Here is a 12,095-nt window from a genome sequence, read left to right on the forward strand (position 1 = left end):
CTTTAAGTATCCAGATTTCCCGCCAGGAACTGCTTCAGACGCTGGCTCATGACCTTCCCTTCATTGCCCAGGCAACCGATCGATGACCCGGCCAGGCTGTCCTGCGCCAGGTCAGAGGCATCACCGGCCAACAACAATCGACACTCCAGGCCCATGGCCAGGCGATTCAAGCGACGCGGCAACTCGGCATTCGGTACATGATTGGAAAACAGCACCAGTGCCACGGGCTTGATCCTTTCACACATCAGCGCCAGCTCCTCGAATGGCTGACCTATGTTCAATACGCGAATGGTTGATGGCCCGGAACTCAGGAACAGGGCGGCGACCAACAGCTCCAGCTCCCGACAGTGACCATCCAGGGCACAGATGACCACGTGATGCGGTTGCTTCTCGCGCGTCAACAGCAAGCGCTGCACGACCCGGGAACGTAGAAAACCATCCAGGAACAGCCACTCGCTGGTTACGCCGAACTGGTCCTGGCGTTGCAACAACTGCTTCCAGACGGGGATCAGAATGTCCTGAAACACCACCGGCAGGGCGTAACTGGAAAAGATTTGCCCGTAGACCTGCTCCAGCTGAAGGTCGTCAAACCCGTTGACCGCCGCAAGAACCTGCTGCTGCCACTGCGCGTAATCGGCTTCCACGAGGCTGTTGGGGATGATGTGCGACAATGCCTGGTGTTGCTCGGTCCTGGCCAGGATCTTGCCGATCCTGCTGACCGCAACACCGCGTTCGATCCAGCCGAGGATGCTGCGAACGCGCTCAATATCGGACAGCGAATACAGTCGATGCCCGCTATCGGTGCGTGTTGGAACAATCAGGCCATAACGTCGCTCCCAGGCGCGAAGCGTGACCGGGTTGACACCTGTCAGTCGCGCCACCTCGCGAATGGGGAACAGCTCTTCCTGTTCAAGAGCGACGGCCTGCGTGGATCTTGAAGCAATGTCTGTATGTATCGGCATCCTGTTGAAACATCCCTGTATCGTCCGTCCGATATTCTAACGCCCCCGCCCCGTTAAGTTTCCGTAAAAAATCGATACTGCGAATGAGCGGATAAACGTCACAGACGCCACGGGCAGAATCAGGAATAATCCTTGCTTGTTTCAAGTCGCAGCCCACCACCCCGGCGCTGCGTCTGGCGAAGCCCCTATCCGGAGCGACGCAAATGCCTTATGGAGATACACAATGTCTACCTCACCCGTCACGCTGATGGTTGCGCGCCGCGTTGCCAATGGACGTTATCAGGACCTGATCGCCTGGCTGCGCGAAGGCGAACAACTGGCCACCGATTTTCCCGGCTACCTCGGCTCCGGTGTGCTCGCTCCGCCACCCGAGGACGACGAATTCCAGATCATCTTCCGCTTCGCCGACGAGCAGACCTTGCACGCCTGGGAACATTCCGTCTCTCGCAGCGCCTGGCTCGGACGCGGCAGCGACCTGTTCGCCCACCCGACAGAACACCGGGTCAGCGGCATCGAAGGCTGGTTTGGCGTCGCCGGCCAACGCCCGCCGCGCTGGAAACAGGCCGTGGCGATCTGGCTGGCGTTCTTTCCGGTCTCGCTGCTGTTCAACTTTGTGCTGGGGCCGCTGCTGGGCGAGATGGCGCTACTGCCCCGCGTGCTCGTCAGCACCCTGTGCCTGACGCCGTTGATGGTTTATTTCTTCATCCCTTTGTCCACTCGACTGCTTGCCACCTGGCTGAACAGTGCCTCTACGCGGCCCTTGCCCGCACAACCCACTACCCAAAACCACTGACAACCCTTGTGGGAGCGGCGGTGCGGCGATCCGACTTGCTCGCGAAGACGGTATGTCAGTCAACATTTGTTCCGGCTGACACAACGCTTTCGCGAGCAAGCCCGCTCCCACACAGGCCCGTTTTGCATAATAGGTAGAGCGCTGCCGTCGCTGGTATAGTTTTACTCTCACCGCGACGCGAGCCGTTCATGACTTCTTCCGCAGCCCCTATCCTGATTACCGGCGCCGGCCAGCGTGTCGGCCTGCACTGCGCCCGGCGATTGCTGGAAGACGGCCATCGCGTGATTTTCAGTTACCGCAGCGAGCGGCCCGGCGTACAAGCCCTGCGCGACCTGGGGGCCACCGCCGTGTTCGCGGACTTCGCCAGCGAGGCCGGGATCCTTGCCTTCATCAGTGAACTGAAAACCCACACCGACTGTTTGCGGGCGATTGTCCACAACGCCTCCGAATGGCTGGCCGAAACACCGGACACTGACGCCGCCGCATTCACCCGCATGTTCAGCGTGCACATGCTGGCGCCCTACCTGATCAACCTGCATTGCGCCGATCTGCTGCAACGCTCAAGCCCCGCCGACATCGTGCACATCAGCGATGACGTGACCCGCAAGGGCAGCAGCAAACACATCGGCTATTGCGCCAGCAAAGCCGGACTCGACAGCCTGACCCTGTCCTTCGCCGCCAGGTACGCGCCGGACATCAAGGTCAACGGGATTGCGCCCGCCCTGCTACTGTTCAACCCTGAAGACGACGCGACCTACCGCGCCAAGGCACTGGCCAAGTCCGCGCTGGGCATCGAACCCGGCTGCGAAGTGATCTACCAGAGCCTGCGCTATCTGCTCGACAACCCTTATGTCACCGGCACCACCCTGACCGTCAACGGCGGAAGGCACATCAAGTAAGTGTCCCGCGAGGATTTTACATGACGTTATCCCTGCCCCAGAATTATCGACAGATCCTCATCGGACTCGGTGAAAATCCAGACCGCGAAGGCCTGCTCGACACCCCGGTGCGCGCAGCCAAAGCCATGCAGTACCTTTGCCATGGCTACGAACAAAGTGTCGAAGAGATCGTCAATGGCGCGCTGTTCGCCTCCGACAACGATGAAATGGTGATCGTCGACAACATCGAGCTGTATTCGCTTTGCGAACACCACATGCTGCCCTTCATCGGCAAGGCGCATGTGGCTTATATTCCAACCGGCAAGGTGCTGGGGCTGTCGAAGATTGCGCGGCTGGTGGACATGTTCGCCCGGCGCCTGCAAATCCAGGAAAACCTCACCCGGCAAATCGCCGACGCCGTGCAACAGGTGACCGGTGCGGCAGGCGTCGCAGTGGTCATCGAAGCGCAGCACATGTGCATGATGATGCGCGGCGTCGAGAAACAGAATTCGACCATGAACACCTCCGTGATGCTCGGCGCCTTCCGCGAGTCGAGTAACACCCGCCAGGAGTTCCTGCAATTGATTGGACGGAGCAAGTAGCAATGCCACAACTTCAGCCAGGCATGGCACGTATCCGGGTCAAAGACCTGTGCCTGCGTACCTTCATCGGCATCAATGAGGATGAAATCCTCAACAAGCAGGATGTGCTGATCAACCTCACCATTCTGTACGCGGCCCAGGAAGCGGTACGTGACAACGACATCGATCACGCGCTGAACTACCGCACGATCACCAAGGCGATCATCGCCCACGTGGAAGGCAACCGCTTTGCGCTGCTCGAACGCCTGACCCAGGAAATTCTCGACCTGGTGATGGCCAATGCATCGGTGCTCTACGCCGAAGTCGAGGTCGACAAGCCCCACGCGCTGCGATTCGCCGAGTCGGTGTCGATAACGCTCGCGGCAAGCCGCTAAGCTTCAAGCTTGAAGCTTCAAGCGGTAAGCTAGAAGCCACCGCAATCCATCTTGCAGCTTGAAGCTTGTCGCTCAAAGCTGTCTCGCAGAGCCCCCCATGACCGATCAACAACGCCTTGAACTCGAAGCCGCCGCCTTTCGTCGGCTGGTGGCCCACCTGGACAGCCGCAAGGATGTGCAGAACATCGACCTGATGAACCTCTCGGGCTTCTGCCGCAACTGCCTGTCCAAGTGGTACAAGGCGGCGGCGGACGAGCGCCAGATCGAGGTCAGCCTCGACGAAGCCCGCGAAGTGGTTTACGGCATGCCGTACGCCGAATGGAAAGCCCAATATCAGCAAGAAGCCAGCGCCGAACAACAGGCGGCGTTCGCCAAAGGAAAACCCAATGAGTGATTTGAACACCTTGCGCGCCAGCCTCAACAGCGGCGAACACGCCTTCGCCGACACCCTGGCGTTCATTGCTGGCGGTTACGACTACCAGCCTCAGGCCTTCAACAACGGTGGTGTGGAAAACGCGGCCGGGCAGAACGAAGGCTCGTGCAAGACCCTGGGGCTGGCGCTGCTCGAAGGCTTGAGCGATCAAGAAGCCCTGCTGGCTTTCGGCGAGCATTACCGCTCGGTGCTGGCAACGCCAGAAGGCAGCGACCACGGCAACATCCGGGCGCTGATTGCCCATGGCCTGGCGGGTGTGAAGTTCACCCAACAGCCGCTGACTCGCCGCTGATTTGATTTGTAGGAGCGAGCCCGCTCGCGATGGACTGAAGAACGCCACGGGGTGTCAGGCTCCCAGCGTCATCGTTCACCACCATCGCGAGCAAGCTCGCTCCTACAGGTTTTGCGTTCATGGCGCGGAATTGATCACAAGCACAACCCGACTTTTAAGATTGACCCGGCAACTTTATTTCGTTTGCCCCGTAGCACCGCTCACGGCTTAGATAAAAAGAAGTCTTCCTTCTTCCGAGCCGGTCATTCATGCGCAGCGAAACCATCAGCCAGTCGATCAACATCGTTCACCCTGTCACGCTCAGCCACGGCAAAAACGCCGAGGTCTGGGACACCGATGGCAAACGCTACATCGATTTTGTCGGTGGGATTGGCGTGCTGAACCTCGGCCATTGCCATCCGCGTATCGTCGAGGCCATTCGCGAACAAGCCACACGACTGACCCACTATGCGTTCAACGCGGCGCCCCATGTGCCTTACCTCGAACTGATGGATCGCCTCAGTGCGTTCATGCCGGTGGGTTATCCGGTCAGCGGCATGCTCACCAACAGCGGCGCGGAGGCGGCGGAAAACGCCCTGAAGATCGTCCGTGGCGCCACCGGCCGCAGCGCGGTGATCGCCTTCGACGGCGCATTCCACGGCCGCACACTGGCCACGCTCAACCTCAATGGCAAAGTGGCGCCCTACAAACAGAAAATCGGCGTGCTGCCGGGGCCGGTGTATCACCTGCCCTTTCCCGGCCCGGACAACGGCGTGACCTGCGCCGAAGCCCTCAAAGCCATGGAGCGCCTGTTCAGCGTCGAGATTGATGTCGAAGACGTCGCCTGCTTTATCGTCGAACCGGTGCAGGGCGAAGCGGGGTTCCTGGCCATGGATGTCGAGTTCGCCCAAGTGTTGCGCAAGTTCTGCGACGACAAGGGCATTGTGCTGATCGCCGATGAGATCCAGTCCGGTTTCGGCCGCACCGGCCAGCGCTTCGCGTTCTCACGGTTGAGCATCGAACCGGACTTGGTCCTGCTCGGCAAAAGCATCGCCGGCGGCGTGCCACTCGGGGCGGTGGTCGGGCGCAAATCGCTGCTGGATAACCTGCCCAAGGGTGGACTCGGTGGCACTTACTCGGGCAATCCCATCGCCTGCGCCGCCGCGCTGGCGACGCTGGATGAAATGACCGATGCCAACCTGCACGCCTGGGGCACACAACAGGAGGAAGCGATTGTCGGCCGCCATGAAACCTGGCGCGCGAACAGCCTGACGCCGTACCTGGGCCGACTTACCGGTGTAGGTGCGATGCGTGGTATCGAGCTGATCAACGCCGATGGCTCGCCCGCCCCGGCACAATTGACCCAACTGCTGACTTTGGCGCGGGATGCGGGCCTGCTGCTGATGCCCAGTGGCAAGTCGCGGCACATCATTCGCTTGCTGGCGCCGTTGACCATCGAGGCTGCGGTGCTGGAAGAAGGGCTGGATATTCTTGAAGCCTGTCTTGCAAAACTGACCTGAACACTATCCCTGTGGGAGCGGGCTTGCTCGCGAAAGCGGTGGATCAGCCAGCATCAATGTTGAATGACACACCGCCTTCGCGAGCAAGCCCGCTCCCACACCGGAGTGTTATCAAGCATTAAATCGTGGGCATAAAAAAACCGGCCGAGGCCGGTTTTTTTACCAAAACAGAATCAAGCGTTCTGCAGATTGTCGAGGTAACGCTCGGCATCCAGTGCCGCCATGCAACCGGCGCCAGCCGAGGTGATGGCCTGACGGTACACGTGGTCGGCCACGTCACCGGCGGCGAAGATGCCTTCGAGGCTGGTGGCGGTGGCGTTGCCGTCACGGCCGCCCTGCACAACCAGGTAACCGTCTTTCAACGTCAGCTGGCCTTCGAACAGCGAAGTGTTCGGGGTGTGGCCGATGGCGATGAACACGCCGTCGACTTTCACTTCGTCGAAGCTGCCGTCGTTATTCTTCAGGCGGGCACCGGTCACGCCCATGTTGTCGCCCAGTACTTCGTCCAGGGTCGCATTCAGCTTCAGCTCGATCTTGCCTTCGGCAACACGGGCGTTCAGCTTGTCGATCAGGATCTTCTCGGCGCGGAAGGTTTCGCGACGGTGGATCAGGGTGACTTTGCTGGCGATGTTGGCCAGGTACAGGGCTTCTTCGACAGCGGTGTTGCCGCCGCCGACCACAGCCACCGGCTTGTTGCGATAGAAGAAACCGTCGCAGGTTGCGCAGGCGGAGACGCCTTTGCCCATGAACGCTTCTTCGGACGGCAGGCCCAGGTAACGAGCACTGGCGCCGGTGGCGATGATCAGGGCGTCGCAGGTGTAGGTCGCGCTGTCGCCAGTCAGGGTGTATGGCTTGGCAGCGAAGTCCACGGCATTGATGTGATCGAAAACGATCTCGGTTTCAAAGCGTTCGGCGTGCTCGCGCATCCGCTCCATCAGCGCCGGGCCGGTCAGGCCGTGGACGTCGCCCGGCCAGTTGTCGACTTCGGTGGTGGTGGTCAGTTGACCGCCGGCCTGCATGCCGGTGATCAGCAGTGGCTTGAGGTTGGCACGGGCGGCATAGACCGCAGCGCTGTAACCGGCAGGGCCGGAACCGAGAATAATCACTCGCGAATGACGGACTTCAGACATGACCTGCTCCTGTTGACCGGCCCGGAACACCTGGCGCGGAACGCCGGATTGCCGGCTGGAATAAAAAAGAACGGTTGAAAGCACTTGGGGAAGGCTTGAACACGACCGTCCTGTAAAAAGATTGGGTGCAGCGTATCGAGGGGGCGAAGATTAAGGAAATACGGATTAACAATCCAGCTCATAGGTGGTCTCTATGCAATCTGCCCGACGATATCGACGTCTTTGTTACAGTGGATGTCGATACCGCCACCGCGCTTTCGCCTGTGAAGCAAAGCCGGTAAGGTCGGCGCGTTTTCCCTCTGCCCGGAGCACCTTATGCCCGCCCCTGTTCTGTCCGGCCCGCAATACCTGCGTGAAGGCCTCAAGCTGGTGCTGAGCCCCAGCCTGCGTTTGTTTGTGTTGTTGCCGCTGGCGATCAACCTGGTGCTGTTCGTCGGATTGATCTACCTGGCCGGCCATCAATTCAGCCTGTGGGTCGATACGCTGATGCCGTCCCTGCCCGACTGGCTGAGTTTTCTCAACTACATCCTCTGGCCGCTGTTCGTGGTGCTCGTCGTGCTGATGGTGTTCTTCACCTTCACCATGCTCGCCAACGTCATTGCCGCGCCATTCAACGGCTTCCTCGCGGAGAAAGTCGAAGTGGTGGTGCGCGGCACCGATGATTTTCCGGCCTTCAGCTGGGGCGAACTGATTGCGATGATCCCGCGCACCCTGGCCCGGGAAATGCGCAAACTGGGCTACTTCCTGCCGCGGGCGATCGGGCTGTTCATCCTCTCGTTCATCCCGGTGGTGAACATCATCGCCGCGCCACTATGGCTATTGTTCGGGGTGTGGATGATGGCGATCCAGTACATCGACTACCCGGCGGACAACCACAAGCTGGGCTGGAACGAGATGCTCGGCTGGTTGCGCGAGAAGCGCTGGCAGAGCATGAGTTTTGGCGGGATTGTTTATCTGGTGTTGCTGATTCCGGTGGTCAACATCCTGATGATGCCGGCGGCAGTGGCCGGGGCGACGTTGTTCTGGGTGCGTGAGCGCGGCGCGGAAAACCTGGTGACCCAGCGCTGAGTCACCACCACCGGCACCCCGGTCACAAATCCATCATCCCGACGTCACACTGACGACATGGCCCCAGCCGACACTGGGGTCATGACGACAGCTCTGCATATCACCCTGATCACCGAAACCTTCCCTCCGGAAATCAACGGCGTGGCCAATACCCTGGGTCGTTTGTGCGACGGTTTGCGCGCGCGCGGGCATCAGGTGGAACTGGTGCGACCACGCCAGGGCTGCGACCAGCAGTTGGGCAGCGACGATGAATTGCTGCTGTGCCGCGGCTGGCCGCTACCGGGCTATCCCGGTCTGCAATGGGGTCAGTCATCGATGCACAAGCTGCTGCGGCGCTGGACGCGTCACCGCCCGGACGTGCTCTACATTGCCACCGAGGGCCCGCTGGGCCTGTCGGCCTTGCGTGCAGCACGGCGTCTGGGGATTTCCGTGGTCAGCGGTTTCCACACCAATTTCCAGCAGTACTCCAACCAGTACGGCCTTGGTTTGCTCACGCGCCTGCTGACTCACTACCTGCGCTGGTTCCACAACCGCTCGACCATGACCCTGGTGCCGAGCGTCAGTCAGCGCATGGAGCTGGAACGACGGCATTTCGAACGACTGGCGTTGCTCTCCCGAGGGGTCGACAGTGAGTTGTTTCACCCGGCCAAACGATTAAGTGCCCTGCGTGAGCAATGGGGACTGACCGAGGAAGACATCGCCGTCATTCACGTCGGACGCCTGGCCCCGGAAAAGAATCTTGGCTTGCTCAAACGCACCTTCAATACCCTCAAGGCGAGTTATCCCCGGCGCACTCTGAAACTGATCGTGGTCGGCGACGGCCCGCAACGCCAGGAACTGCAAAACGAAATGCCCGAGGCGATTTTCTGCGGCACCCAGCGGGGTGAAGCCTTGGCATGTCACTACGCGTCGGGGGACGTGTTTCTGTTTCCGAGCCTGACTGAAACCTTCGGCAATGTGGTGCTTGAAGCTCTGGCATCGGGGCTCGGCGTGGTGGCCTATGATCAGGCAGCGGCGGCCCAGCATATTCGTCATGGCTACAACGGTGTGCTGGCGATGCCGGGGGATGAAGAAGCGTTCTGCGATGCAGCGGCATGGCTGCTGGAGGACAGGGAGGCCTTGCGCAATGTACGGCTCAATGCACGCCAGCATGCCAGTCGCCAAGGCTGGGCGACGATCATCGAACAGTTCGAGGGACAATTGCGCGGGGCCTGTGCCCGGGAGATGGTGCTGCCGAATGCACCGATTGTTCCCTGATTTTGTAGTGCTCTTTAGTCAGCCATCGCGAGCAAGCTCGCTCCCACAGGGGATTTGTGTGCGACACAGAACCAATGTGGGAGCGAGCTTGCTCGCGATGAGGCCTTCCCGGTCGCCGCTTAAACCAGCGTCATCAACGCCTCACGGCTGAACGGCAGGATGTCGTCCTCACGACCCTCGCGCACTTTCTGTGCCCAGTCCGGGTCCACCAGCAACGCACGACCGACCGCCACCAGGTCGAACTCATCGTTGTTCAGGCGCTCCAGCAGTTTTTCCAGGCTGGCCGGTTGTGCCACCTTGTCGGTGTTGACCATGAACTGCAGGAATTCGCCATCCAGGCCGACGCTGCCCACGGTGATGGTCGGCTTGCCGGTGAGTTGGCGGGTCCAGCCAGCAAGGTTCAGCTCGGAACCGTCGAACTCCGGCTCCCAGAAGCGGCGGGTCGAGCAGTGAAAAATATCCACGCCGGCATCGGCCAACGGCTTGAGGAACTCGCCCAGCGCCTCCGGGGTTTGCACCAGACGCGCGGTGTAGTCCTGTTGCTTCCACTGGGAGAAGCGGAAGATGATCGGGAAGGCTTCACCGACCGCGGCACGCACGGCTTGAATCAATTCAATGGCGAAGCGTGAACGGTTGGCCAGGCTGCCGCCGTATTCGTCGGTACGCTGGTTGCTGCCTTCCCAGAAGAACTGGTCGACCAGGTAACCGTGGGCGCCGTGGATTTCCACGCCGTCCATGCCGATGCTCTGGGCATCCCTGGCAGCCTGGGCGAACGCGGCGATCACGTCCTGGATATCCTGCTGGGTCATGCCGTGCACAACGACCTGGCCGTCCTTGATTTTTTCCGACGGGCCATAGCCCGGTACGCTGGCGTCCGGCTCGGTGCCGATACGACGTACGCTGCCCACATGCCACAACTGCGGAACGATCTTGCCGCCTTCAGCGTGCACGGCGTCGACGACTTTTTTCCAGCCGGCCAGCGCCGCTTCACCATAGAAATGCGGAACGTTAGGGTAGCCGTTGGAAGCCTTGTGACCGACGGTGGTGCCTTCGGTGATGATGAGGCCAACGCCCGCAGCGGCGCGGCGACGATAGTATTCGATCACTTTGGAGTTCGGCACGCCGCCCGGAGAAAACGAGCGGGTCATCGGCGCCATGACGACGCGGGTCGGCAGTTCGAGGGTGCCGAGGTGGAACGGTTTGAACAGGGCTTTGACGGGCATGGGACGCTCCACAGGGAATGACTTTATGACGGCGATAATATGGAGGTTCGCGCGTACTGAACAGCACTATTGATTTAGGTGATGTAGGAGCGAGCTTGCTCGCGATGGTGGTCAACGATAACGCTGGCGGTCTGATGCCCCGCGGTGTTCCTGTAACCATCGCGAGCGAGCTCGCTCCTACAGAGGGAGAGGAGAATTTCAGCGAAGCGCTTTTTCAATCGCGTGAACGATGGTCGGATCATCCGGCGCCGTGCGTGGCGAGAATCTCGCCAGTACGCGGCCATCCTTGCCGAGCAGGAACTTCTCGAAGTTCCAGGTGATATCGCCGGGGAATTCCGCGCCCTCGCCCGCCAGCAAGCGGTACAACTGATGACGGTCATGCCCGTTGACTTCCAGCTTGCTGGACAACGGAAAGGTCACGCCATAGTTGAGGCTGCAGAAATCCTTGATCTCCTGCTCGGTCCCCGGTTCCTGCCCGGCAAACTGGTTGCACGGCAGGCCCAACACGCTGAAGCCTTTGGCCTTGTATTGTTGGTAGAGGTTTTCCAGCGCCGCGTACTGCGGGGTCAGGCCGCATTTGGAGGCGACGTTGACCACCAGTACGACTTGGCCTTTGAAAGGCGCCAGAGGTAGCTCCTGTCCATCCAGGGCTGTCAATTTAAGGTCGTGAAAAGCACTCATGGCGTACTCCAGATTCCCGTGTTCTTCTCGAAACAGCCACTTGGCGGTGTCATCAGGGACAGCCGCAGACTAAAAAGGCGCCCTCGGGGCGCCTCTCCAGTTATCTGAGCTTAGCGCAGAAATCAGTGGTGATGGCCGCCTTCGCCATGGACGTGGCCATGAGCGATTTCTTCCTGGCTGGCGTCACGGATGGCAACAATCTTGACCTGGAAATTCAGGCGCTGACCGGCCAACGGGTGGTTGCCGTCAACGGTCACGTCGTCGCCGTCCAGATCACGGATGGTCACGATCTGCATCTGGCCGTCCGGAGCGGACGCGTGGAACTGCATGCCCACTTCCAGCTCGTCGACGCCTTCGAACATGCTGCGGCTCAGGGTGCTGACCAGTTCGGCAGCGTATTCGCCGTAAGCGTCTTCCGGTTCAACGGCTACGGTCAGCTCGTCGCCGACAGCCTTGCCTTCCAGAGCCTTTTCCAGGCCCGGGATGATGTTGCCTGCGCCTTGCAGGTAGACCAGCGGCGCGCCGCCGGCGGAGCTGTCGATGACCTCACCAGCGTCGTTGGTCAGGGTATAGTCGATGGAGACAGCCTTATTGGCGGCGATCAGCATGGGGCGAGACCTTTTGCATAAGAAGATTGAAAGGCCAAGTTTAGCGAAGCAATCGACCGAAAGCGAACACAACCCGGACAAACGGGATTCGACGGTCACAGGCTTCCATCAAGACGAGGACGGTCACTGGGTGGCCGAGCTTTCCTGCGGCCACACCCAACACCTGCGGCACCAGCCGCCCTGGCAATCCCGGGCCTGGGTCATGGACCCTGTGCTGCGCCAGGAAAAAATAGGCCAACCCTTTGCCTGCGGTTGGTGTGCACAAGGCACGGTTAGCGATAACCTTGGCGACTGA

General features: G+C 60.4%; 15 protein-coding genes. 10 read left to right on the plus strand and 5 right to left on the minus strand.

Going from position 1 to position 12,095, the window contains the following annotated elements:
* Nucleotides 1-2: 2 nt before the first annotated feature.
* Nucleotides 3-962 carry a MerR family transcriptional regulator gene (locus BSF40_RS16470; RefSeq protein ID WP_095965867.1) on the minus strand — a complete coding sequence of 320 codons (960 nt, stop codon included), beginning with the start codon at nucleotides 960-962 and terminating at the stop codon, nucleotides 3-5.
* 223 nt (nucleotides 963-1,185) lie between these two features.
* Between BSF40_RS16470 and BSF40_RS16475 the strand changes: the two genes are divergently transcribed.
* From BSF40_RS16475 to BSF40_RS16505, 7 genes are all read left to right on the plus strand, one after another.
* Entirely contained in the window at nucleotides 1,186-1,755 is a 570-nt protein-coding gene (locus BSF40_RS16475) for an antibiotic biosynthesis monooxygenase (RefSeq protein WP_095965868.1), read from the plus strand.
* A gap of 188 nt (nucleotides 1,756-1,943) precedes the next feature.
* Nucleotides 1,944-2,654 carry a dihydromonapterin reductase gene (gene folM, locus BSF40_RS16480; protein ID WP_095965869.1) on the plus strand — a complete coding sequence of 237 codons (711 nt, stop codon included), beginning with the start codon at nucleotides 1,944-1,946 and terminating at the stop codon, nucleotides 2,652-2,654.
* A 20-nt stretch (nucleotides 2,655-2,674) separates the two neighbouring features.
* Nucleotides 2,675-3,235, plus strand: a complete 561-nt coding sequence (gene folE, locus BSF40_RS16485; RefSeq protein ID WP_095965870.1) for a GTP cyclohydrolase I FolE — start codon at nucleotides 2,675-2,677, stop codon at nucleotides 3,233-3,235.
* A gap of 2 nt (nucleotides 3,236-3,237) precedes the next feature.
* Nucleotides 3,238-3,609: a dihydroneopterin triphosphate 2'-epimerase gene (folX, locus tag BSF40_RS16490; RefSeq protein ID WP_007970304.1), complete on the plus strand. Its 372-nt coding sequence runs from the start codon at nucleotides 3,238-3,240 to the stop codon at nucleotides 3,607-3,609.
* Between the two features lie 97 nt (nucleotides 3,610-3,706).
* Complete coding sequence (locus tag BSF40_RS16495) at nucleotides 3,707-4,003, plus strand: DUF1244 domain-containing protein (protein ID WP_008023232.1); 297 nt, start codon at nucleotides 3,707-3,709, stop codon at nucleotides 4,001-4,003.
* Nucleotides 3,996-4,334, plus strand: coding sequence for a HopJ type III effector protein (locus BSF40_RS16500; protein WP_095965871.1), 339 nt, complete (start codon nucleotides 3,996-3,998; stop codon nucleotides 4,332-4,334). The genes BSF40_RS16495 and BSF40_RS16500 overlap by 8 nt, the downstream gene beginning before the upstream one ends.
* A gap of 248 nt (nucleotides 4,335-4,582) precedes the next feature.
* Complete coding sequence (locus tag BSF40_RS16505) at nucleotides 4,583-5,833, plus strand: aspartate aminotransferase family protein (RefSeq protein WP_095965872.1); 1,251 nt, start codon at nucleotides 4,583-4,585, stop codon at nucleotides 5,831-5,833.
* A gap of 173 nt (nucleotides 5,834-6,006) precedes the next feature.
* Here BSF40_RS16505 and trxB read toward each other — a convergent pair whose 3' ends face one another.
* A complete protein-coding gene (trxB, locus tag BSF40_RS16515; RefSeq protein WP_095965873.1) occupies nucleotides 6,007-6,963 on the minus strand; it encodes a thioredoxin-disulfide reductase in 957 nt (318 codons plus the stop codon).
* Between the two features lie 315 nt (nucleotides 6,964-7,278).
* On the opposite strand from trxB, the gene cysZ reads away from it, so the two are divergent.
* Together cysZ and BSF40_RS16530 are read left to right on the plus strand one after the other, a co-directional pair.
* Entirely contained in the window at nucleotides 7,279-8,031 is a 753-nt protein-coding gene (cysZ, locus tag BSF40_RS16525; protein ID WP_095965874.1) for a sulfate transporter CysZ, read from the plus strand.
* Between the two features lie 57 nt (nucleotides 8,032-8,088).
* A complete protein-coding gene (locus BSF40_RS16530) occupies nucleotides 8,089-9,288 on the plus strand; it encodes a glycosyltransferase family 1 protein (RefSeq protein WP_095965875.1) in 1,200 nt (399 codons plus the stop codon).
* Nucleotides 9,289-9,407: 119 nt separating this feature from the next.
* Here the strand turns inward: BSF40_RS16530 and BSF40_RS16535 are convergent, their stop codons facing one another.
* From BSF40_RS16535 to BSF40_RS16545, 3 genes are all read right to left on the minus strand, one after another.
* The gene (locus BSF40_RS16535) at nucleotides 9,408-10,511 is read right to left on the minus strand and encodes an NADH:flavin oxidoreductase (RefSeq protein WP_095965876.1); all 1,104 of its coding nucleotides are present in this window, start codon (nucleotides 10,509-10,511) and stop codon (nucleotides 9,408-9,410) included.
* Between the two features lie 198 nt (nucleotides 10,512-10,709).
* Nucleotides 10,710-11,192, minus strand: coding sequence for a glutathione peroxidase (locus tag BSF40_RS16540; RefSeq protein WP_095965877.1), 483 nt, complete (start codon nucleotides 11,190-11,192; stop codon nucleotides 10,710-10,712).
* A 122-nt stretch (nucleotides 11,193-11,314) separates the two neighbouring features.
* Nucleotides 11,315-11,800, minus strand: coding sequence for a peptidylprolyl isomerase (locus tag BSF40_RS16545; protein WP_007942189.1), 486 nt, complete (start codon nucleotides 11,798-11,800; stop codon nucleotides 11,315-11,317).
* Here BSF40_RS16545 and BSF40_RS16550 point away from each other — a divergent pair.
* Nucleotides 11,769-12,095: a DUF3565 domain-containing protein gene (locus BSF40_RS16550; RefSeq protein ID WP_095965991.1), complete on the plus strand. Its 327-nt coding sequence runs from the start codon at nucleotides 11,769-11,771 to the stop codon at nucleotides 12,093-12,095. The genes BSF40_RS16545 and BSF40_RS16550 overlap by 32 nt on opposite strands.

The organism is Pseudomonas sp. ACN5, from assembly GCF_002303975.1.
GTDB classification, from domain to species: Bacteria; Pseudomonadota; Gammaproteobacteria; order Pseudomonadales; family Pseudomonadaceae; genus Aquipseudomonas; species Aquipseudomonas laurylsulfatiphila.